The sequence below is a fragment of the Myxococcus eversor genome (assembly GCF_010894455.1).
GTDB lineage: Bacteria > Myxococcota > Myxococcia > Myxococcales > Myxococcaceae > Myxococcus > Myxococcus eversor.
Window position 1 is genome coordinate 1 of record NZ_JAAIXY010000019.1, and the last position, 21,015, is coordinate 21,015.

Below are 21,015 nucleotides of genomic sequence, written 5' to 3' on the forward strand. Positions count from 1 at the left end.
TCACCGCGGAGCGCTTCCTTCCCAATCCGTTCAGCTCCGTCCCCGGCGCGCGCATGTACCGCACGGGGGACAAAGTCCGCTGGCTGCCAACCGGAGAGCTCGCGTTCATCGGTCGCCTCGACTTCCAGGTGAAGCTGCGCGGCTTCCGTATTGAATTGGGTGAAATCGAAGCCACCCTCTCGGGCCACCCTGACGTCCGTGAAGCCCTGGTCCTCCTCCGAGAGGACGTCCCCGGCGACCAACGTCTCGTCGCATACTTCACCTCTCACGCCCGCTCGCCCGAGCCCGCCTCGCTCCGCGCTTTCCTCGCGGAGAGGCTCCCGGCCTACGAAGTCCCCGGTGCGCTCGTGGCCTTGCAGACCTTCCCGTTGACGACCAACGGAAAGGTGGACCGCAAGGCCCTGCCTTCTCCCGATGCGACACCTGGCGCTGACGCCTTCGTCGCTCCGCTCACGCCCACCGAGGTGCGCCTCGCTGCCCTCTGGGCCGACATTCTTCGCCTGCCTTCCGTGGGTCGCCACGACCACTTCTTCGAGCGAGGCGGACATTCCCTGTTGGCCACCCAGTTGATGGCGCGCATCCGCTCCGCCTTCTCGCTGGAAATCCCCCTGCGCGCCCTCTTCGAGGCACCGACCCTCGAACAGCTCGCCCTCCGCGTCGAGCGCGCCACTGAGTCAGCCTCTCTCCCGCCGCTGCTCCCCGCCCCGCGAGACGGCGCACCGCTGCCCCTCTCCTTCGCGCAGCAGCGCCTCTGGTTCCTCGAACAGCTCCAGCCCGGAACTCCCACCTACAACATGCCCGCCGCCCTCCGTCTCGAGGGCCCTCTCGACGTCGTCTCGCTCCAGCGCGCCTTCTCCGAGCTCATCCGCCGCCACGAAGCCCTCCGCACCTCTTTCGTCGAGGACAACGGGTCCCCGTTCCAACGAATCTCTCCTCCGTCCCTCTTCACCCTCTCACTGGAGGATCTCTCCTCTGTCGAAGAGCGTGAACCCCTCGCACGTGAGCGGGCACATCAGGACGCGGCCCGTCCCTTCGACTTGAGTCGCGGCCCCTTGCTCCGAGCCTCGCTGCTGCGCCTCGCGCCCCAGCAGCACGTCCTGCTCCTCAACCTCCACCACGCCGTCTCCGATGGCTGGTCCATGGGTCTGCTCGTCCGGGAGGTGACTTCCCTCTACGAGGCCTACAGCCAGGGCCTCCCGTCTCCCCTTCCCGAGCTGCCGCTCCAGTACGCCGACTACGCTGTCTGGCAACGTCAGTGGCTCAAGGACGAGGTGCTGGCCCGTCAGGTGACCTGGTGGAAGCACCAGCTCGCCGGGGCACCCGCTGTCCTCGATCTGCCCACCGACTTCCCACGGCCCCCGCTCCAGTCCTTCCACGGTCGCACCGTCGACTTCCAACTTCCCCAGGCCCTCTCCCGCGCCGTGGAAGCATTCTGCAAGCAGGAGGGCAGCACCCTCTTCATGGGCATGCTGACCGCCTTCCAGCTCCTGCTCTCCCGCTACTCCGGGCAGGACGACATCTCCGTCGGCTCTCCCATCGCCGGCCGCAGGGCTTCCGAGCTGGAGGGCCTCATCGGCTTCTTCGTCAACACCCTCGTCCTCCGCTCCCGTGTCGACCCACGCTCCTCCTTCCGCGAGCTGCTCTCCCAGGTCCGTTCCTCCACGCTCACCGCCTACGAGCACCAGGACGTTCCATTCGAGAAGCTCGTCGAGGAGCTCCAGCCCCAGCGCAGCCTCAGCCACTCACCTCTCTTCCAGGTGATGTTCACCCTCCAGAACACCCCCACGGGTGCGCTGGAGGCCGGGCAAGGCGCCGAGGCGCTGAGCGTCGCAGCCGTCGCACCCGACGTCCGGTCCACCCACTTCGACCTGACGCTGTCGCTCGCCGAAACGCCGGAGGGCTTCTCCGGCGCATTCACCTACCGGACTGACTTGTTCGAAGAGCGCACCATCACTCGCATGGCCGGGCACTTCGCCACGTTGTTGGAAGCCGCCGTCCACGCCCCCGAAAAACACGTGGGCGAGCTGCCGCTGATGCCCGTCGCCGAGCGCGAGCAGGTGCTGACGCGATGGAACGACACCCACCGTGAGTTGCCCTGGGATGGCGCCATCCACGAGCGACTTGAGGCGCAGGTCCCAAGAACTCCCGACGCCCTGGCCATCCTCGATGACAGCGGGTCGCTCTCCTTCGACATCTTCAACCGCCGCGTCAACAGGCTGGCGCACTGGCTGCGCTCGCGCGGAGTCGGGCCCGAGGTCCGCGTCGCCCTCTGCATGGAGCGTGGCGCCGACGCGCTCGTCGCCCTCTTCGCCATCCTCAAGGCCGGTGGGGCCTACGTCCCCACGGACCCGACGTACCCGCGTGAGCGCCTCACCTTCATCCTCCAGGACTCCGGTGCGCGCCTCGTCCTCACGCAACGGCACCTGGCCGAGCGGCTCGAAACGCCGGGCCTGGAGGTCGTGTGCCTGGACGACCCAAGTGTCGCCGAGGCACTGAGTCGAGAGCCCGAGAGCAATCCGACACGAATCACCACACCCGAGAACCTCGCCTACGTCATCTACACCTCGGGCTCCACCGGCCGGCCCAAGGGCGCCATGATTCAGCACGCCTCCGTGATGAACCTGCGTGTCGCCCTCGCCGAGAGGGTGTTCTCGAAGGGAGAGGGCCCGCTGCGGCTCGCCATCAACGCTCCGCTGGCGTTCGATGCCTCCGTCCAGATGCTCGTGCACCTGACGGACGGCCATGCACTGGGTGTCGTGCCCCAGGCCGGGCGACAGGACACGGCCCTGCTGTGCGCCTGGGTGGAGAAGCACGGCATCGACATGATGGACTGCTCGCCCTCGCACCTGCGCCTGCTCCTGGACGAGGGGTTGGCGTCGCATCGCCGCCTGCGCGTGCTGGTGGGCGGAGAGGCCATCGAGGAGTCCCTCTGGGCGAAGCTCTCCACCCACGAGCACCTCGAGGCCTTCAACGCCTACGGCCCCACCGAGTGCACGGTGGAGTCCTCCTGCCACCCGATACGCGGAACATCCCGGCCGGTCCTCGGCCCTCCGCTCATCAACATCCAGACGCACGTGCTCGATGCGCGCATGCAGCCCGTTCCCCTGGGGGTTCCCGGCGAGCTCTTCCTCGGAGGCGCGGGGGTCGGCCGGGGCTACCTCGACAGGCCCGACCTCACCGCCGAGCGGTTCCTCCCGGACCCGTTCTCGTCCTCGCCTGGCGCCCGCCTCTACCGCACGGGCGACAAGGTGCGCAGGTTGGACACCGGCGAGTTCGAGTACCTCGGCCGCCTCGACTTCCAGGTGAAGCTGCGCGGCTTCCGGATTGAGTTGGGGGAAATCGAAGCCACGCTGGAAGCCATCTCCGGAGTCCGCCGCGCCGTCGTCCTCGCGCGGGAAGACCGGCCCGGGGACAAGCGCCTCGTCGGATACCTCGTCACCGACGAAGGTCGTGCCCTGGACCTCGCGGCGGTGCGCGAGGTGCTGCACCAGTCACTCCCCGAGTACATGGTGCCCTCCGCCTTCGTCTTCCTGGCGGCGCTCCCGCTCAACTCCAGCGACAAGGTGGACCGGAGGGCCCTGCCCGCTCCGGACACATCCGACACGAGCATCGAGTACGTCGCCCCGCGCAATCCCGGCGAGGAGACCGTCGCGGCGCTCTGGAGGGAGCTGCTCGGTGTGAGCAAGGTCGGAGCCACCGATGACTTCTTCGCCCTGGGGGGTCACTCCCTGATGGCCGTCCGCCTGATGGCGCTGCTGCGTGAGCGATTGGGTGTCTCGCTGCCGGTGTCCGCCCTCTTCCAGGCCTCCACGGTGGAGCGACTGGCCCGACAGGTGGAGCAGCGGGAGCAGGGCCCCCGGCCCACGCCCAACCTCGTGTGCCTGGACACGGGCACGTCGACGGAGCGGCCCCTCTTCCTCGTCCACGGAGGAGGAGGCACGGTGTTGGGCTACACCGAGCTTGTCCGTGGGCTCGGCACGCAGCGGCCCATCTACGGCCTGTCCGCGTCCGGGCTGGACGGCGGCGAGCTGCCCGAGTCCTCCGTGGAGGCGCTGGCGCGCGACTACCTCGCACAGCTCCGCACGGTACAGCCACGGGGTCCCTACCTCCTCGGAGGCTGGTCCTTCGGCGGCGTCGTGGCCCACGAGATGGCGCGGTTGCTCGAAGCCACGGGCGAGAAGGTGGACCTGCTGGTGATGTTCGACAGTCATGCGCCCACCCGGCAGCCGCTGCCCGAGCCCGACACGCTCACGCTGCTCGCGGGCTTCGGACAGATGCTCGGCGTGTCCTGGGAAAACCTCTCGCTGGACGTGAATCAACTGGAGCGACTGGGCGCGCGAGAGGTGCTGGCTCGGGCACTCCCACATCTGCGTCGTTCCACTCCGGCATTGCACACGCTGGAGCTCGACACGGCCGAGCGGCTCTTCAACGTCTACCAGCGACTCACCCAGGCCCAGCTTCGCCACGTGCCCGGCGGCGTCTACACGGGTCGGACCGTGCTCTTCCGAGCCACCAGGGCTCCTGGCGAAGCCCCTGTGAGCGAGGACCTCGGCTGGCGCGAGTGGCTCACCGGAAGTCTCACGGTGCACGACGTCGCGGGCGACCACTTCACGATGTTGAGTGCACCGGGAGTCTCCGCGCTGGTGGAGCAGCTCGCTCGAGACCTGGAGGATGCGTCCTCGTGATGTGATTCACCCAGGGCCCGGGCCATGAGCCCGGGCCCGTCCCTCTCACGGGACTTTCTTCAGCACCTGTCGGCTCTCTCGGGTGCCCACAGCGCCTCATCGGGTGTCCACGGAAGCTTGGGCGGAACCGGAACCGGGACAGTCTCGGGGCTCGGTGCGGCCGGCGGCGCGGGAGGGGCCATCGCCGCCGTCACCTCCGGGGCAACGGCAACCGGAGTCGCGAGCTCCTGGGCGGCCGAGTCCGAGCGAGCCCGCTGCGACTCGGGCTGCTCGCGAGCGACCAGTTGGAACGGCAGGAGGACCGCGAGGCCCAGGAGCAGCAGCGCCGCTCGCAACGAAGTCCGGCGTCGCGGAGCGGAGACATCGACGTGTTCCAGCATGGACAACCTCCTGTGCAACGTGTGGATGTGAGCTGAGGCACCGAGCGCAGCGGCGGTGCCTTGGGTGCGGGTGACGCCAAAGGCGAGGAGGAGCTGTCCATAGTCACCGGGCGCGGCCCCCGTGAGACGCAGAGCCTCGGCATCACAGGCCTCCTCTCGTGCCAGCGCATACTCCCGGGCTGTCTTGCGCACGAGTGGGTGGAAGAAGAGGACGCTCTCCGCGAGTGCTGGCACCCAGCCGAGCCACAGGTCGCGGCGCTGGAAGTGGGCCAGCTCATGCGCCAATGCCATCCGCAATGCTTCCAGGTCCAGGCACCGGACCCCCTGCGCGGGCAGCACGACCACCGGTGAGAGCATTCCCATGGCGAGAGGGCTCGTCACCTCCTCGGACATCAGGAGGCAGGGCACCCGGCGCAGTCCCGCGGCGGAGGAGAGTTCGCGGAGGGCCTTCTCGATGTCGGGTTGGCGCAGGGGCACCGCGCGAAGGCGCAGGCGACGCATGGCGTTCCAGGCGCGCACATGTCCCTTGAGCTGCCAGACCACGCCCAACCCCCACGCAACGAGCAGCACCGCCGCGCCCACCTGTCGCCAGGGCAGCGCATCGCGGCTGGGAGCCACGGGGAGCGGGGCGGCCATGCTCGCTCCCTGCCCCATCGACTCCACTCCCGCCTGAACCGGCATGGGCAGAAGGGGAAGTGGCACCGGGCTCAGCGTCCCCAGGGACAGCACGAACTTGAGTGAGACCAGCCACCACAGTCCCGCGCGCAGGGCGGAGGGCATGCGCGGCACCGCGCGGGTCAGCGCCCAGACCAGGGCGGCCCACGGCGCCCCCTGCCAGGAAGCCCGCCACAGACACTCCAGCGCGGAGCCCCACCAGCCAAAGTCCGTCATCAGCCATTCAGTACCCATGGGCGCACTCCTTCCCCTGCTTCCGAGACTTCAGCGGGGCCACGACGTCCTGGAACCGCCATGGACCCTTCCGCTTGACTACACCTGTAGTCAAAAGGTACGCGTGACTACAGCCGTAGTCAAGCCGCCCCGTGCGACACTCGAGCGCACCCCGGTCCTCCTCCTGACGGGCAGTGTCTCCCGACGTGCTCGCATTGGCCTTCAAATGCGGCCGAGCCAAGAGCGCCACATGCGCCGTTTCATCTCTCGACTTTCAGACTCGCTCCTTGGGTTGCTTGGTTACTCAGGCCTACCCGGCGCAGAGGACCGGTTCTGGCGATGGTTCCAGCGCAACGCAGCCAGGCTCTTTCAATTCGAGAAGGACCAAGCCCGGGATGGAGTGTGGTTGCCTTCCGGCAACGAAAGGGCACAGCCAACACCGTACACCTGGGCAGTCTTTCACTCGGTCCTGATGACGTCTGGTTCAGGGTGGAAGCACAGCCAGGCCAGCGGGTGAGCCTCGACCTCTACATCCGCGGCTTCGTTCAGGGAGAGGGCGAACGCGAACGCTTCGCCCCTGCGGTGTACCTCATGCTCGACGACACCCTGGGGGAGTACGACGTCGAGACGAAGATTGGCGGCATCGACTTCAAGGCCCTGCCGGAGAGTCCCGAGGAGAGCGGCCTGCGACCGCTTCCCGAGCTGGCCACAGTGATTGACGGAATCTTCTCTCCCAAGCCATAGCGCGGAATTGTCGCGGCTCCGTGAAGGTGCCCGCACTTCAACGTTCCTGCCTGGCTTGAATCCATCCAAAGATTGACACAGCGAATTCGCCGCTCCCAAGGTTGGCCTGTCGCCGACGTTGGCGACCCGGAGCGCGTGCGGGTGTGAGCGAGCGCAATGGCTCTCACCCTCGAACGCGCATCGTCGTCCATCGCGTCGTTCAATTCCGAGGAGCCCTCCATGTCGAAACCAAGCCAGTCCGCGCCACCCCTCTTCCGCCTGCTGCCAGCACTCGCCGCGCTCGCCCTGGTCTTCACCGCGCCCACCGCCAATGCCGCTTCGGCGGTCTACGGCGGAGGCCCGTTCTATTCCGGCGGCACCGCTGTGATGGACGACCTGCGCGCCTCCGGCTTCACCACCATCATCCTCTGGAGCTTCCACATCGAGGACAACGGCGACCTCGTCTACAACGACATCCCCGTGGTCAGGAACGGCGCCTACATGGGCGACGCCGCATGGCCCACCCGGCTGGCCACGCTCAAGACCGCGCCGACCTCGGTCAATCGCATCGAAGTGTCCATCGGCGCCTGGAGCGTCCCGGACTTCGAGCGCATGGCCAGGCTCGTCAACGGCACCGCCGCCGGATGCGGAACCACCCTGGTCTGCGGCACCGGCAGCAACAGCATCCTGTACAGGAACTTCCAGGCGCTGAAGACCGCCACCGGCGCGGATGCGGTGAACTTCGATGACGAGAGCGCCTACGACCTGGCCCCGACCACCACCTTCGGACAGATGCTGATTGGCCAGGGGTACAAAATCACCTTCGCGCCGTACACCCAGCAGACCTTCTGGCGGAACCTCCGGGACAACCTCGGCGGCGCGGTCGATAAAATCTACCTTCAGGTGTACGACGGCGGCGCCGGCAACAACCCGGCGAGCTGGAACACCGCGATGGGCATGACGGTGGACCCGGGCCTGTGGTCCCGGCATGGCACTGGCTGCACTGCGGGCGACAGCCCGGCCTCGGTGCAGACTCGGATGAGCGGATGGAAGACCAGCGCGGGCATCCGTGGCGGCTTCATGTGGCTGTACGACGACATCCAGCGGTGCTCCGCCCAGGGCACGAGCGCGCAGTACGCGGCGGCCATCAACACCGCGGTCAGCGGCAACACCCCGCCAGTGGCGAACTTCAGCGTCACCGTCAGCAGCCTCACCGCCACCTTCACCGATTCCTCCACCGACGCCGACGGCACCATCACCTCGCGCGGCTGGAACTTCGGCGACGGCACCACCTCCACCGCCACGAACCCCTCGCGCACCTATGCGAGCGCCGGCAACTACAACGTCTCCCTGACTGTCACCGACAACGCCGGCACCAGCCACACCAAGACGCAGACGGTGTCGGTCGGCGCGGGCTTCACCAACCTGGCATTGAACAAGCCCACCACCAGTTCGACGGCATGCAACAGCAGCGAGTCGGCGGCCAAGGCGGTCAACGGCAGCGTCTCGGGCGGCACCACCGACAAGTTCTGCTCACTCGTCTCCCCGTCGTGGATGCAGGTGGACCTGGGCTCGGCGCAGACGGTCAGCAGCTTCACCCTCAAGCATGCGGGCGCGGGCGGCGAATCGACGGGCTGGAACACCCGGGCCTTCACCATCCAGACCTCGAGCAACGGAACCACGTGGAGCACGCCCGTCACCGTGAGCAGCAACACCGACAGCACGTCGACCCACGCCATCACCGCGACGTCCGCGCGCTACATCAAGCTCAACGTGACGACGCCGACCCAGAACGGAGACCCGGCGACGCGCCTCTACGAGTTCGAGGTCCGCTGACCCTTCGAGAAGGACACCGGCCCGCGACACCCTCGCGGGTCGGCGCTGTACCTCCAGTCACACGGGCCCCCCTGCTTGCGGAGGGGAGGCTCCACGGGCTTGAGTGATGGCCCATGAGTCTCGCGCCGCGCTGCCTCCTCGTCGTCTCCCTCCTCTGCGCCACGGGGTGTGGTGGCATCCGCCACATGATGGGCGAGGACGAGTACCTGCGACAGCAGCTCTACGACTACGCCTACGACGTCCCGCTGGACACGGTCTGGGAGGCGGGCAAGCAGATGGCGGAGTCCGTCCACAGCGAGTCGCGAAGCGAGGATGGCGTCCGGACAGCGGTGGTCTCCATCCGCCGAGTCGTATGGCGCGACGAGACGGCGATCCAGGTGCTGTACATGCGCGGCTGGGAAGAAGCAGGGCGCAGCTACGTGAAGTTCCTCTCGGGAGGCCACGGCCCCTCCATGCAACCCCATGACATCGAACTCCGGGAGGTGACCGCGGAGCTGGACCTGCTCACTCGCTTCGCTCCAGAAGATGCGGCGAAGTTCCGGGAGGGAGCCAGACGGGCGGGACAGCGCGCCCGGTAGCGACGCGGAGCTTCAGCGCAGCGGCACGACGAGCACCTGGGTGCCCCGAGGACCGATGTCGACTTCGCGAGCCTCCTCCTGGTCGCCCCCGAGGATGCGCACGGTGTGCCTCCCCGGTGGGAGCGACAGGCGAACGACCTGGAACTCGGCGGGAAGACTGAGCCAGCCCTGCTCCATCAACGTCCCGTGTTCGATGGCGGAGCGCACGAGCAGATAGCCGCCCAGCGGAGGAATGAGCACGAAGAGGGACAGGGACCCGACCCGCGCCCACAGGTTCGCCTCACGCGTCGAATCAGAGCTCACGCCCAGGGCACCACGGCGCAGCAGGATGTTCTCCAGGGAGGTGACGGACTCCGCGCCCCAGCTTCCTGACGCCACCTCGACGCGGACCTGTCCGCGGCTCCAGGGCCGGGGGCAGACAGTCCAGACACTGGCCTCCTTCGAACGTGGCAGGACACACCGCTCCGGGAGCTTTCCCACCTCCACGACGACCACCAACGCTCCGGCCTCACTCCCCGGAGCGGACGCGTCAGGTGTCGGAATGAGCCGCTCCAGTTCCGCGAGCTCCGGACGCCCGAGTCGGCGTGCCTCCGCGAGCAGCCTGGGCTCCAGGTGGGTCAGTCGGGAGGGAGCTCCGGGCGGGGCGCTCCGGGTGATTCGCCAGGCGGCGAGGTAGTCGAGGAAGGACGACTCCTCGTTCCCCGCCAACTCATGCGCCAACCCGCTCACGTAGAGCCCCATGGCGCTCTGCACCAGGTAGGGGCGCAGCTCCTCGTCGATGGGAATGACGTTGAGGTGCCGCTCCATCTTCACGTGGAGCCGCAGCTCCAGGTGCCGCTGGAGGTTCAGCGCGTTCGACAGCCGCGCCTCCACGGCCGCATCCTCGGGCCGCCCGAGCTGGAGGTAGTTCAGGGCGTTGAGCGTGTGCAGCATCTGGCGCTCCAGGGCCCCCATGCGCCAGGGGATGTTGCCGGTGAACTCCTCCGACACCCGGACATGCTCGTGCTCATCCGCGAGCGCCGAAGCCTGGACCAGCACCCGGCTGCTGGCCTCCCAATCTCCCGCGCGGTGGAGCAGCCCTCCCCGGTCCGCCGCGACGAGCAGCGGGTCCAATTCCTCGCGCGTGGTGGCGGCGTCCAGCTCCTTCAGCGCGTCGTCGTAGCGCCCGACGTCCGCGAGCACGCGCATCTGCGCGGTCTGTTGCACGTAGCTGGCGCGACAGCCCGACAGCGCGGCGAGAAGGAGTGCGCCCAGCAGTCGCCAGAAGAGCCGCGATGGAAGGTTGGCGCCCCCGGAGAAGAAGTAGCCCATCCCGCTAGAATAGAACCATTCCGCGCACGGGCGCTCGATGTGAAGGTTGACCTGCTTCGTCGTTCCCGCGTAGCACCTCGAGGTCCAAGGCACCGCATCCCTGGCTGGTTCCTCGGCATCCATTGCTTCACGAAGTACGTCAAGGTGGCCTTCCTCAACGGCAGCTCGCTGCGCCCCCTTCCTCCCGGCGAGTCGAAGACCCCGAACACGCGCTACCTCGACATTCGCGAGGATGACTCGCTCGACGAAGCCCAGTTCACCGCATGGGTGAAGCAGGCCAGCAAACTGCCCGGCGAGCACATGTAGGCGGCCCGCGGGGCGCCAGTCGAAGAGCCTGGGTGCGGGAACACTCCTCCTTTGTGAACCTGGGCTTCAGGGCCTTTTGCGGTCCCGGCGCATAGTCCACGACGAAGCCACGACCTAGCTTTCTCGTGTCGACACAGAGCGCCGTGCCTGCCGTGCGGCCAGGCGCCACCGCCCCTCCGAGGAGAACCCGTCATGGCCATCAGTGAGGAAGCGCAGCGCAACCACGACGCCCTGTTCCCGAATCACACGTCGACATTGAAGGTCACCGACCCCGAGTTGATAGAGGTCTTCGACAACTGGGCCTTCGACGAGGTACTTCGTGAGTCCGTCCTGGACGCGAGGACGCGGCTGATGGTGCAACTGGCGGCGCTCATCGCCTCCCACGCCGTCAATGAGTACCGGGTGATGCTGGGTGGCGCGCTCAACGTCGGCGTCACGCCGGTGGAGGCCAAGGAGATCCTCTACCAGGCCGTGCCCTACGTCGGGATGGCCAAGGTGTTCGACTTCATCCACGCGACCAACGAGGTGTTGAAGGCGCGCGGAGTCCCTCTGCCACTGGAGGGCCAGTCCACGACGACCCCGGAGAGTCGCCGGGAGAAGGGGCTCGACGTGCAGCGGCGCCTCTTTGGCGACACGGTCGACCAGCTCTACAAGAAGTCGCCCAAGGACCAGCTCCACATCCAGGCGTTCCTCTCCGCCAACTGCTTCGGTGACTATCTCACGCGCACGGGGTTGGACTTGAAGACGCGCGAGCTGCTCACCGTCTCGATGCTCGCGGCCCTGGGCGGGTGTGAGGCCCAGCTCGCCGGACACGTCGCCGGGAACCTGGCGGCCGGCAACGACCGGAAGGTCCTCGTCAGCACCGTCACCCATCTGTTGCCGTTCATCGGCTACCCCCGAACACTCAACGCGCTCCGGGTCATCAACGAAGGCACGTCCCCCTGATTCAGGACATCATGTCACCGCCTGCCTCCCGTGCCCGTCGCGCGAGAGCTGGAGAGAGAGCGAACCATGCAGAAGCGCAAACTTGGGAAGAGCAACCTCGAAGTCTCCGCCATCGGCTTCGGCTGCATGGGCCTGAACTTCGCCTACGGGAAGGCGATGGCGCGCAAGGATGCCATCGCGCTGCTGCGCGCCGCTGTCGAGCGCGGCGTCACCTTCTTCGACACCGCGGAGGCGTACGGCCCCTTCACCAACGAGGAGCTGGTGGGCGAGGCGCTCGCGCCCGTCCGTGAGCAGGTGGTCATCGCCACCAAGTTCGGCTTCAGCTACGACGCGAGCGGCAGGCAGGTGGGCAACGACAGCCGCCCAGAGAACATCCGACGTGTCGCCGAAGCCTCGCTCAAGCGTCTGAAGACCGACCGCATCGACCTCTTCTACCAGCACCGCGTGGACCCGAACGTCCCCATCGAGGACGTCGCCGGCGCGGTGAAGGAGCTCATCCAGCAGGGCAAGGTGGGCCACTTCGGCATGTCGGAGGCGGGCATGAAGACCCTCCGCCGCGCGCACGCGGTGCAACCCGTCGCGGCGCTGCAGAGTGAATACTCGCTCTGGTTCCGCAAGCCCGAGGAGGAGGTCATCCCGACGCTGGAGGAGCTGGGCATCGGCTTCGTCCCCTTCAGCCCGCTGGGCAGGGGATTCCTCACGGGCACGATTGACGAGAAGACCTCCTTCGCCAAGGGCGACTTCCGCAACACCGTGCCGCGCTTCACCCAGGAGGCCCGCAAGGCCAACCAGCGGTTCGTGGACTTCATCGGGCAGGTGGCGAAGCAGAAGACCGCCACGCCCGCCCAGGTGGCCCTCGCCTGGCTGCTCGCGCGCAAGGCCTGGATGGTGCCCATCCCTGGGACGACCAAGCTGCACCGGCTGGAAGAGAACCTGGGCGCGGCGGAGCTCCAGCTCCTGCCAGACGAGCTGCGGACTCTCGACGACGAAGCCGCGCGAATCACCGTGCAAGGCGAGCGCTACACCGAAGCCATGGAGAAGCGCACGGGCCTCTGAGGCCGACGAGCGTCGCGCCCCACCCTCGGATGCGACGGCGGTGGGGCGCTCATGAGCGAGGGAGCCGCGTGCGTCAGCCCACGACCGCGGTGGCTTCAATCTCCACGAGGACCCCCGGCTCGAAGAGCACGGAGACGCCAATCAGCGAGGCCGGCGCGGGGACAATCTTCAACTCCTCGGAGACGCGTGCGATGCCGGCGAGGAAGTCGGGCATCAGCTCTCGCTTCCAGTCGACCACGTAGAACGTCAGTCGAACGACATCGCTGAACGTCGCCCCTGCGGCGGCGAGGGCGATGGCGACGTTGCGATAGGCCTGGGCCACCTGTCCCGCCAGGTCCCCCCGCGCGACGAGCTGCCCCTCGGCGTCATACGCAACCTGTCCCGCGATGTGCACCTGCCGGGTGCCGGTGGCAATCGCCACCTGTCGGTACACGTCGGTCTTCAAGAGGCCGTCGGGATTGAGCAAGGTCACTGGCATGTGAGGTCTCCATGAGGAAGTGATTGTGGGACTCATATACCCAGTCCATTGACGAACGGCGTTCCCCACTCCAGCGACGCGGGCGCTACAGTCGCTGGCCACGATGAAACGCACCCAGATGGATGAAATCTTCACCTTCATGTCCGTCGTGGAAGCGGGCAGCTTCGTCGGGGGTGGCCGAGCCATCGGACTGACCCGCTCGGCGGCCGGCAAGGCCTTGGCCCGGCTGGAGTCCCGCCTTGGAGTGCGCCTGTTGAATCGCACGACGCGCCACCTCAGCCTCACCGACGATGGCCGCATCTTCCATGCGCATTGCAAGCAGGTCCTCGCGGCCCTGGACGACGCGGAAGCCAGTGTCGGACAGCGAACGGGCAGACCCCGAGGGGTGCTGCGGCTCACCCTGCCCGGCGCCTTCGGCAGACTGCTCGTCCTTCCCTTGCTGCGGGACTATCTGCGGACCTGGCCCGAGGTGCAGGCGGAGGTGAGCTTCAGCGACCGCGTCGCGGATATCATCGAGGAGGGCTACGACCTCGCCGTGCGCATCAACGTGACGAGCACGGACACGCGCCTGGTCTCCCGAGTCGTCGCCCAACACCGCGTGGTCATCTGCGCCGCGCCCTCCTATCTCGATGCGCGTGGCGAGCCCGCGACGCTGGAGGAGCTCGCGACGCATGAGTGCCTGCTCTTCAGCAGCGGGGCTCGACGACAGCGCTGGCGGCTGCGCGAGAAGGGCGGCGCGTGGGTGATGGTGGAGGGGAAGAGCCGCCTTCGGCTCGACAGCGGCGAGGCGATTCGAGACGCGGCCGTCGCGGGACTGGGCATCGCCTACCTGCCCGACTTCCTCGTCGACGAAGACCTGGCGAGCGGACGACTCGAGGCGCTGCTGCCCTCTTGCGAGACGGAGTTCGTCCCCATCATGGCGCTCTATCCGAACAAGCGTCATCTGCCAGCGAAGGTGCGGCGCTTCATTGACCTGATGGCCGAGCAATGGAGCGCGAAGTCACCGCTCGCCCAGCCCGTCGACAGCAGGCCTTGACCTTGACACTGGTGTCAGGGGCTAACGTTCGTTTCCAGGAGAGCCGGATGAACATCGGAGAACTCGCCAGGCGCGCGGGCTGCAGTGCGCGCTCCATCCGTCACTACGAGAAGACGGGACTGCTCACGTCGAATCGACGCGCGAATGGCTACCGGGAGTTCGACGCGCAGTCGGTCCCCCGGGTGATGCAGGTGGCCCACCTCATCCAACGGGGCTTCTCCCTGGTGGACATCACCACCTTTCCCCCCTGCATGCTCCGCGACGTCACGGATGTCGTCTGCCCGCAGGCGCTCGCGCTCCACCGCAAGCGACTGGCGGAGTTCGACCGGCAACTCCTGGAGCTCACGGGCCGTCGAGACCGGCTCGCTCGCGCACTCGGCGCGAACGCCCGCTCCGAGCCCCCCACCCGATAAGGACCTCATGAAGCGTCGCGACCTGATGAAGACCGCCCTCCTGGGCGCGGGCACGCTCCCCTTGCAAGCCGCCCTCGCCGCCACGCCCGAGCGGGGCAAGCAACCTCGTCGCGCATTCCTCCTCGTGCATGGCGCCTGGCACAACGCCCTCCATTGGACGCGCGTCACGGAGGCGCTCTCCGCGCGAGGTCATCAGGTGGTGGCCATCAACCTGCCCGGGCACGGCCTCAATGCGCGCTTTCCCTCGGCCTATGTGAAGGGCGACACGGTGAGCCTCCGCGACGAGCGCTCACTCCAGGCGGACCTCACCCTGGAGGACTGCGCCGCGGCAGTGGTCGCCGCGCTGGAGAAGCTGCGCCAGGGAGCCGGCGGAACGAAGCCCGTCCTCGTGGGCCACAGCGTGGGTGGCGCAGTCATCACCCGGGCAGGCGAGCTGGCGCCACAGCACATCGGTCGGCTCGTCTACCTGAGCGCGTATTGCCCGCTGCGCCTGGGCAGCCCCAGTGGCTACGCGGCACTGCCCGAGGCGCGCACCGGCTACGGAGAGACGCTGTTCCTCGGCGACCCGGGGAAGCTGGGCGCGGTGCGCATCAACCCTCGCGGCGGCACGGAGTACCTGGAGGCCCTTCGCGCGGCGTACTACCAGGACGTGCCGATGGCGGACTTCCTGCCCTTCGCATTCTCCCTGACGCCGGACCTCCCCTTGTCGCTCTGGACCTCCAAGGTCGGAGCGACGAAGGAACGCTGGGGCCGCATTCCTCGCGGCTACATCCGCTGCACCCAGGACCGCGCCCTGGCCCCCGCGCTCCAGGAGTTGATGATTCGCGAGGCCAACGCCTTCACCCCCGGCAATGCCTTCACCGTCGAGTCATTGGCGGCCTCTCACTCTCCATTCGCCTCACAGCCGGAAGCGCTCGTCGCGCTCCTCGACGGTCTTCACTGAGATTCGGGCAGACACAAGCTGAAGCGGATGAAGTGAGGATTGCCTTTTCGCAGCAAGAGGCGCGCAGCTCATTGTCGCGACGTTTGATGATGGCCCCCTCGAAACGCCGAGTGACGCCTCGGCACATTGCCCGACACCCGGCCGCACCCTACCACATGTCTTGCAATATAATATTGACTTGCATGAAATCCAGGCCTGCACTCTACTTGCATCGAACACGGACGTCGACCCATGAAATATGCCACGACTCATGGAGGTTCCGGCATGCTGCCTATTCCCAACCGCCTCTACCGTCTCTCATTGCTGTGCATTGGCATGATTGCCGCGGTGAACTGTGGCCCAGGTGAGGACACGCCCCCTTCCGAACTTGGAGAGCTGGAACAAGGATTGGGGTTGGCGACAATCACTCAATACTCCAACCTGGTGACGAACACGGTCCTCTCCTACGTCAATGGCAAGAAAGCTGTCGCGACCTCCAGCGGGCTGCACTCCGTCTGGGAGTTGAATGGAACGATCTACTACTCGGCTTCGGCGGATGGGGTGTCCTGGTCAAACCCCATCGTGCTGGAGCCATCCCTGGCGGTGCGCCCCTCGCTCGCCGCCACGGATGATGGGACTCTCGGGCTCGTCTATGTCCGGAACGTGGTGGACGGCAACGGAACCGGCCAGGTCCACTATCGCTCGAGGAGCCCAAGTGGAGCATGGAGCACTCCCTTCAAGGTGACCTCCGACTTCAAGAGTGGCACCGCCAGGAATCCATCGATTGCAGCGCATGGGAGCGACGTCCACTTGACCTGGTCGACCGGCTCCCAGGTGGTCTACGCAACGTTTCCGGCAAGCCAGACGGCGCCTGTCCCCACGGCTTCCGACGTGAATCTCTTCACCCTCTGCTACAGCCACAGCATCACATACCCCAGCATCGCCGTCTCTGACGGTGCCACGCCCTCGTCGGCACCCATCGTGCGCATTGCCTGGTATAGCTACTCGACTCCTTACGCCGGATGCGGCAGCGAAGGATTTTTCGGACTGTCCGTGGCGGAGAAGCCCTCGACCCCTTCGCCCATCTACTGGCCCAACGTCCTCGCGACCAGCACCCCCGCTGGAGCAAGCCAGACAGGCTCCGTCGCGCTCTCGTTGACGGCGAACCGCTCGACGGGTGACTTCTACCTGGCGACGAGCGATATCATCAATGGCAGCGAGCAAACCGAGTTGCGCTACGAGAACGCGAGAGACCCGAGTGACACCTGGCGCAACCATCTGCTCCTGCCGCGTCGAGCCATCATCGACGTCAACTCCGCCACCCGGGCAGGGCAGTCCCAGTTCCGCATCGTGATTTCGGACTTCACGCTCGGCAGCAATGGATATGGACCCACCCAGTATCGAACCGGGACGTGGACCTCCACGAGCGCCGCTCCCACCTGGTTGGACTCCTCACTCGTCCTCATGTCCAGCAATGGACGCGCTGGCAGTGCGTTGTTCTGGGAGAACGCGAACCAGGCCTTCTACTCCGTGTTCGAAGTCTCTCAGGGAGGAACGTCCTACGCCCTCGTCTCCGCATCCGAGCGCATCGGAGATCTCGACCTTGGCGTGGTATTGGGACCCAATGTCGCGCAAGGCAATACGTGCGGCGGGTCCAACAGCTACCAGCCCACCTGCGTGTCGAGCTTCGCGCCAGACCAGGGTTTCTACTGGACTGCGCCTCCTCAAGGCAATTCATACTACGTGATTTCGACGTTTGGCTCGACCTTTGACACCATCCTGGCCATCACTGACGCCGACACCGGTGAAGTCCTGGGCTGTAATGACGATGCCAGCAACACGCGTCAATCCATGGTCCAGACCCCCTTCCTCGTGCCGGGTCAGCGCCTGCGCATCTTCGTGGATGGCTTCAGTTCGGCGTGCGGCGACTTCAAGCTGAACATCCACAGGATTGGCCTGAATGTGGGGTCGAGCCTGGGCTCTCCCATCATGTCGAGCGATACATGCTTCGGCGATAATGATTGGAGCCCAACCTGCGCGTACAGCCCCTCCGCGCTCGACTCCAGCGCGCTCTGGACGGCTCCCGCGACCCGCGCCTACACGTTCTCCAGCGCGGGTTCGAACTATGACACGGTCATCGAGGTCCTCGACCTGGCGAGCGGCACGTCCCTGGCCTGCAACGACGACAACGGCACCTCACTCCAGTCCTCGGTCAGCATCAACCTCCAGCAAGGACAGACCGTGCTGGTCAACATGGATGGGTACAACAGCCATTGCGGTCTCTACTATCTCAACGTGAATTGAGGGACGGAGCCTGGCTCCAGGCATGAGCCCAGGGAGCGCGGGGTGACTTCGCCCGCGCCCCTGGAACAGACGCCGGCCCCTTCATGCCGAGCGCCGCTGCTCGGACGTCGTGTCGAGCGGAAGGGTCACGGTGAAGCAGGTGCCCTGCTCGGCGGAGCTCGTCACCGTGGCCTTTCCCCCGTGCGCTTCGGCCAGGCCCCTCACCAGGGGAAGCCCCAGGCCCCAGCCCTTCTCGGCGCTCTCCGCCGCGGACCTCGTGCGGTGGAACGGCTCGAAGATGGTCTGCAGTTCGTCCGCGGCGATGGGGAGGCCCTGGTTGCGCACCTGGAGCGACACCTGGCGTTCGCTCCGGTCCAACAGGACCTCAATCGGGGTGCCCGGCTCGCCGTACTTCGCCGCGTTGGAGGCCAGGTTCTCGACGATGCGGCGCAGCCCGAGCGGATCCGCCTTCATCTTGAACACCCCCTCCGCCTTCAGGACGAAGCGCTCCGGGTAGAGCGCCGCGAGCTCGTCCAGCGTCTGCGCCGTGACGGCGTGGAAGTCGCATTCGCCCATCTCCAGCGCCACCTGCTTGCCGGCCTGGATGCGGCTTGCGTCCAGCAGGTTCTGAATCATGCGCTCCGCGCGGTCCAGACTCCCGCTGACGCGAGTCACAGAAGTCTGGACGCTCGCGAGGTCCGCATGGCGCCTGCCCAGCAGTTGCACGCTCATCTTCGCCGCCGTCAGGGGCGTGCGGAGGTCATGGGTGAGCGCCGCGACGAACGTGTCCCGGAGGTTCTGCTCGGTCTTCAGCTTCTTTATCTGATTGCGGAGGTTGACCTCCGTCATGATGGACGCCGTCAGCTCCCGCATCACCGTGAGGTCCTGCTCGGTCCACTCGCGCACCTTGGGCTGGATGCAGCAGAACGTCCCCAGCACGTGTCCCTCCGGGTTGATCAACGGGAGCACGATGAGGGCGACGATTCCCCAAGGCCCTGTCGAGGGATGGAATTTCAGGAACACGTCGGCGGGCGCGTTCGAGGAGATGATGGGCTCTCCCTCGAGCGTGTAGCGGCACAGCGAAGCGTCAATCGGCAACGTCCGGGTCTCCTTGAACGGAGACGCCAGGCCGTAGTCCGCCTTGAAGAACTGCCGGTCCGCGTCCACCAGGGACATGATGGTCAACGGGACATCGAGGAGCTGCGCCGCCAGGCGGGCGAGGCGATCAAAAGCCTCCTCCGGGGGCGTGTCCATCAGCCCCGTCTCCCGGATGGCCTGCAACCGGTTCGGATCCCCGAGGCGGCGGTTGCACCGTTGCGTCCGCGCCAGCGAGGCCGCGTCCAGCTCACCCAGAAATTTCATGCGACGACCTTAATGCGAGGAGCCGCGCGGAGGACTGCTGGAATCCCCACGCCCGCTCCTCCGTCTGTTGACCAGCCTACTTGAGACAAGGGGAATGGGATGTTTCGCGGCGCCTCCCCCTCTTTTCTTCACTGAGAGCGAAGAGAAGACGCCTGGGCACCCCGCGGCTCAACTCTTGTGTTTGCCTTTGGGCCGGGACCCCTGCGCGTCGGGCTCGCTCGGCAGGTGCCGCAGGCCCATCCAGCCCAGCGCCACCACGTGCCTCGCCACGTGCTCGAGCGAGATGGGACGGCCCTCCGCCGCCCACCACACCCCCACCTGCGTCACCATGCCGACGAGCGCGTTGGCGTACACCGGAGCGACCTTGGGGTTGAAGCCCGCGCGGCTGAACTCCGCCTGGAAGATGTCTCCCACCCGCTGCGCCAGGTCGTCGATGACGCGGGTGAGGCCCCGCCGGGCGCTCGACGTGGGCGAGTCCCGCGTGAGGACCGCGAAGCCCGCCGGCTCCTCCTTCGCGTAGGAGAGGAAGGCCACCACCGCGCCCTCGAAGCGCTCGCGCGCGCTGCCCTGCGCGATGGCGTCCGACATGCGCTGCACCAGCCCGTCCATCTCCCGCTCGACGATGGCCGCGTAGAGCCCCTCCTTCGCCCCGAAGTGCTCGTAGACGATGGGCTTGGAGACCCCCGCCTGCGCCGCCACCTCTTCGATGGCCGTCGCCTCGTAGCCCCGCGAGGCGAAGAGCTCGCGGCCCACCTCCAGCAATTGGGCGCGCCGCTGCGGCCCCGTCAGACGCTGCTTCTTGGCCACCTTGACCTCTAGGCTACTGGAGCGTAGGTTACCGAATCGTAAGTTACCGGCAAGTAGGCTACCCGCCGGTTTTCGGGAGACCTTCCGTGTACCTCATCCTCTGCGGCCTCGTCTTCGCCGGCGCCTACCTGCTCAACATCCTCGTCATCACCGTGGGTTACCACCGCGCGCTCGCCCACAAGGCGGTCCGGCTGCACCCGGCGCTGCGTCGCCTGCTCGTGGTGGGAGGCAACTGGTTCACCGGGCTGGACCCCAAGGCGTGGGTGGTGATGCACCGGCTGCACCACGAGCACTCCGACACCCCGTTGGACCCGCACTCCCCCATGAACGTGGGGCTCCTGGGCATCGCGGGCGAGCAGCTTCGCAACTACAAGCGCGTCATCGTCGGGCTGATGCGCCAGAAGCCCGAGTACACGAAGTACGCGAAGGACCTCGACTTCCCGCTCAACGCCCTCAACCGAAACAACCTCTGGTGGCTGCCGTACGCGCTGCATGCGGGCGTGGGGCTCGCGCTGGCGCTGAGCGTGGGCTGGGTGCTGGGCGCGGCGTACTTCCTGGGGATGATGAGCCACCCGGTGCAGGGCGGCCTCGTCAACGCGCTGGGGCACGCGGTGGGCGGGCGCAACTTCGACACCCGGGACAACTCGCGCAACAACCACCTGACGGCCTGGCTCATCATGGGCGAGGGCTTCCAGAACAACCACCACGCCTATCCGGGCTCGGCGTCCTTCTCGCACCACCGCTACGAGGTGGACCTGGGCTTCGTGGCCTGCCTCGCGCTGGAGCGGCTGGGGCTGGCGACCATCGACCGCGCCTACCTCATCCCCCGGCCCGAGCAACTGGACGCGACGCAGGCCCGGGCCTGATGACAGCGGTCATCACCCTCGATGACCGCGGACACCGGGGACAGGGCCCCGGAGGCTGACCTGGACGAGGCTCTTCAGAGGGGAAACGGCACACGGGGAGGACGGCGAGAGGCTGGCACACGCCGTGCTCTAGGGAAGTC

General features: G+C 67.0%; 17 protein-coding genes. 12 read left to right on the forward strand and 5 right to left on the reverse strand.

Annotation, left to right across the window (positions count from 1 at the left end; all coding sequences use genetic code 11):
* Positions 1 to 4,685, forward strand: a 4,685-nt coding sequence (locus tag G4D83_RS32315) for an amino acid adenylation domain-containing protein (protein ID WP_163868729.1), incomplete at its 5' end; no start/stop codon positions are given.
* Between the two features lie 59 nt (positions 4,686 to 4,744).
* Here the strand turns inward: G4D83_RS32315 and G4D83_RS32320 are convergent.
* Entirely contained in the window at positions 4,745 to 5,974 is a 1,230-nt protein-coding gene (locus tag G4D83_RS32320) for a M56 family metallopeptidase (RefSeq protein ID WP_240356828.1), read from the reverse strand.
* Between the two features lie 468 nt (positions 5,975 to 6,442).
* Here G4D83_RS32320 and G4D83_RS32325 point away from each other — a divergent pair, with 468 nt between their 5' ends.
* The 3 genes from G4D83_RS32325 to G4D83_RS32335 all read left to right on the forward strand — a co-directional run bounded on the left by G4D83_RS32325 (position 6,443) and on the right by G4D83_RS32335 (position 9,090).
* Complete coding sequence (locus G4D83_RS32325; protein ID WP_163868730.1) at positions 6,443 to 6,697, forward strand: hypothetical protein; 255 nt, start codon at positions 6,443 to 6,445, stop codon at positions 6,695 to 6,697.
* Between the two features lie 219 nt (positions 6,698 to 6,916).
* Positions 6,917 to 8,512, forward strand: a complete 1,596-nt coding sequence (locus G4D83_RS32330; protein WP_163868731.1) for a PKD domain-containing protein — start codon at positions 6,917 to 6,919, stop codon at positions 8,510 to 8,512.
* A gap of 113 nt (positions 8,513 to 8,625) precedes the next feature.
* Complete coding sequence (locus G4D83_RS32335) at positions 8,626 to 9,090, forward strand: hypothetical protein (RefSeq protein ID WP_163868732.1); 465 nt, start codon at positions 8,626 to 8,628, stop codon at positions 9,088 to 9,090.
* Positions 9,091 to 9,102: 12 nt separating this feature from the next.
* On the opposite strand, the gene G4D83_RS32340 is transcribed toward G4D83_RS32335, so the two are convergent.
* A complete protein-coding gene (locus G4D83_RS32340; protein ID WP_163868727.1) occupies positions 9,103 to 10,494 on the reverse strand; it encodes a COG3014 family protein in 1,392 nt (463 codons plus the stop codon).
* Positions 10,495 to 10,545: 51 nt separating this feature from the next.
* Between G4D83_RS32340 and G4D83_RS32345 the strand changes: the two genes are divergently transcribed.
* From G4D83_RS32345 to G4D83_RS32355, 3 genes are all read left to right on the forward strand, one after another.
* The gene (locus G4D83_RS32345) at positions 10,546 to 10,707 is read left to right on the forward strand and encodes a hypothetical protein (protein WP_240356829.1); all 162 of its coding nucleotides are present in this window, start codon (positions 10,546 to 10,548) and stop codon (positions 10,705 to 10,707) included.
* A gap of 192 nt (positions 10,708 to 10,899) precedes the next feature.
* Entirely contained in the window at positions 10,900 to 11,652 is a 753-nt protein-coding gene (locus tag G4D83_RS32350; protein WP_163868733.1) for a carboxymuconolactone decarboxylase family protein, read from the forward strand.
* A gap of 66 nt (positions 11,653 to 11,718) precedes the next feature.
* Positions 11,719 to 12,708: an aldo/keto reductase gene (locus tag G4D83_RS32355; RefSeq protein WP_163868734.1), complete on the forward strand. Its 990-nt coding sequence runs from the start codon at positions 11,719 to 11,721 to the stop codon at positions 12,706 to 12,708.
* A gap of 73 nt (positions 12,709 to 12,781) precedes the next feature.
* Here the strand turns inward: G4D83_RS32355 and G4D83_RS32360 are convergent, their stop codons facing one another.
* On the reverse strand, positions 12,782 to 13,186 hold the full coding sequence (locus tag G4D83_RS32360) for a RidA family protein (protein ID WP_163868735.1): 405 nt from the start codon (positions 13,184 to 13,186) through the stop codon (positions 12,782 to 12,784).
* A gap of 103 nt (positions 13,187 to 13,289) precedes the next feature.
* Here G4D83_RS32360 and G4D83_RS32365 point away from each other — a divergent pair, with 103 nt between their 5' ends.
* The 4 genes from G4D83_RS32365 (at position 13,290) to G4D83_RS32380 (ending at position 17,861) form a co-directional block, all read left to right on the forward strand.
* Positions 13,290 to 14,222 carry a LysR family transcriptional regulator gene (locus tag G4D83_RS32365; RefSeq protein WP_163868736.1) on the forward strand — a complete coding sequence of 311 codons (933 nt, stop codon included), beginning with the start codon at positions 13,290 to 13,292 and terminating at the stop codon, positions 14,220 to 14,222.
* Between the two features lie 47 nt (positions 14,223 to 14,269).
* Positions 14,270 to 14,635, forward strand: a complete 366-nt coding sequence (locus G4D83_RS32370; protein WP_163868737.1) for a MerR family transcriptional regulator — start codon at positions 14,270 to 14,272, stop codon at positions 14,633 to 14,635.
* A gap of 7 nt (positions 14,636 to 14,642) precedes the next feature.
* The gene (locus G4D83_RS32375; protein ID WP_163868738.1) at positions 14,643 to 15,578 is read left to right on the forward strand and encodes an alpha/beta fold hydrolase; all 936 of its coding nucleotides are present in this window, start codon (positions 14,643 to 14,645) and stop codon (positions 15,576 to 15,578) included.
* A 264-nt stretch (positions 15,579 to 15,842) separates the two neighbouring features.
* The gene (locus G4D83_RS32380; protein WP_163868739.1) at positions 15,843 to 17,861 is read left to right on the forward strand and encodes a hypothetical protein; all 2,019 of its coding nucleotides are present in this window, start codon (positions 15,843 to 15,845) and stop codon (positions 17,859 to 17,861) included.
* Between the two features lie 81 nt (positions 17,862 to 17,942).
* Here G4D83_RS32380 and G4D83_RS32385 read toward each other — a convergent pair whose 3' ends face one another.
* Both G4D83_RS32385 and G4D83_RS32390 read right to left on the reverse strand, forming a co-directional pair.
* Positions 17,943 to 19,202: a GAF domain-containing sensor histidine kinase gene (locus G4D83_RS32385; protein ID WP_163868740.1), complete on the reverse strand. Its 1,260-nt coding sequence runs from the start codon at positions 19,200 to 19,202 to the stop codon at positions 17,943 to 17,945.
* 168 nt (positions 19,203 to 19,370) lie between these two features.
* On the reverse strand, positions 19,371 to 20,009 hold the full coding sequence (locus tag G4D83_RS32390; RefSeq protein ID WP_176433173.1) for a TetR/AcrR family transcriptional regulator: 639 nt from the start codon (positions 20,007 to 20,009) through the stop codon (positions 19,371 to 19,373).
* 86 nt (positions 20,010 to 20,095) lie between these two features.
* Between G4D83_RS32390 and G4D83_RS32395 the strand changes: the two genes are divergently transcribed.
* The gene (locus G4D83_RS32395; RefSeq protein WP_163868741.1) at positions 20,096 to 20,875 is read left to right on the forward strand and encodes a fatty acid desaturase; all 780 of its coding nucleotides are present in this window, start codon (positions 20,096 to 20,098) and stop codon (positions 20,873 to 20,875) included.
* The last annotated feature ends 140 nt before the right edge of the window (positions 20,876 to 21,015 follow it).

Bases quoted from the DNA above. Each gene is read 5' to 3' on its own strand.
- G4D83_RS32320 (WP_240356828.1), bottom strand. From the start codon at position 5,974: ATGGGTACTGAATGGCTGATGACGGACTTTGGCTGGTGGGGCTCCGCG.
- G4D83_RS32330 (WP_163868731.1), top strand. From the start codon at position 6,917: ATGTCGAAACCAAGCCAGTCCGCGCCACCCCTCTTCCGCCTGCTGCCA.
- G4D83_RS32335 (WP_163868732.1), top strand. From the start codon at position 8,626: ATGAGTCTCGCGCCGCGCTGCCTCCTCGTCGTCTCCCTCCTCTGCGCC.
- G4D83_RS32350 (WP_163868733.1), top strand. From the start codon at position 10,900: ATGGCCATCAGTGAGGAAGCGCAGCGCAACCACGACGCCCTGTTCCCG.
- G4D83_RS32355 (WP_163868734.1), top strand. From the start codon at position 11,719: ATGCAGAAGCGCAAACTTGGGAAGAGCAACCTCGAAGTCTCCGCCATC.
- G4D83_RS32360 (WP_163868735.1), bottom strand. From the start codon at position 13,186: ATGCCAGTGACCTTGCTCAATCCCGACGGCCTCTTGAAGACCGACGTG.
- G4D83_RS32365 (WP_163868736.1), top strand. From the start codon at position 13,290: ATGAAACGCACCCAGATGGATGAAATCTTCACCTTCATGTCCGTCGTG.
- G4D83_RS32370 (WP_163868737.1), top strand. From the start codon at position 14,270: ATGAACATCGGAGAACTCGCCAGGCGCGCGGGCTGCAGTGCGCGCTCC.
- G4D83_RS32375 (WP_163868738.1), top strand. From the start codon at position 14,643: ATGAAGCGTCGCGACCTGATGAAGACCGCCCTCCTGGGCGCGGGCACG.
- G4D83_RS32380 (WP_163868739.1), top strand. From the start codon at position 15,843: ATGCTGCCTATTCCCAACCGCCTCTACCGTCTCTCATTGCTGTGCATT.
- G4D83_RS32385 (WP_163868740.1), bottom strand. From the start codon at position 19,202: ATGAAATTTCTGGGTGAGCTGGACGCGGCCTCGCTGGCGCGGACGCAA.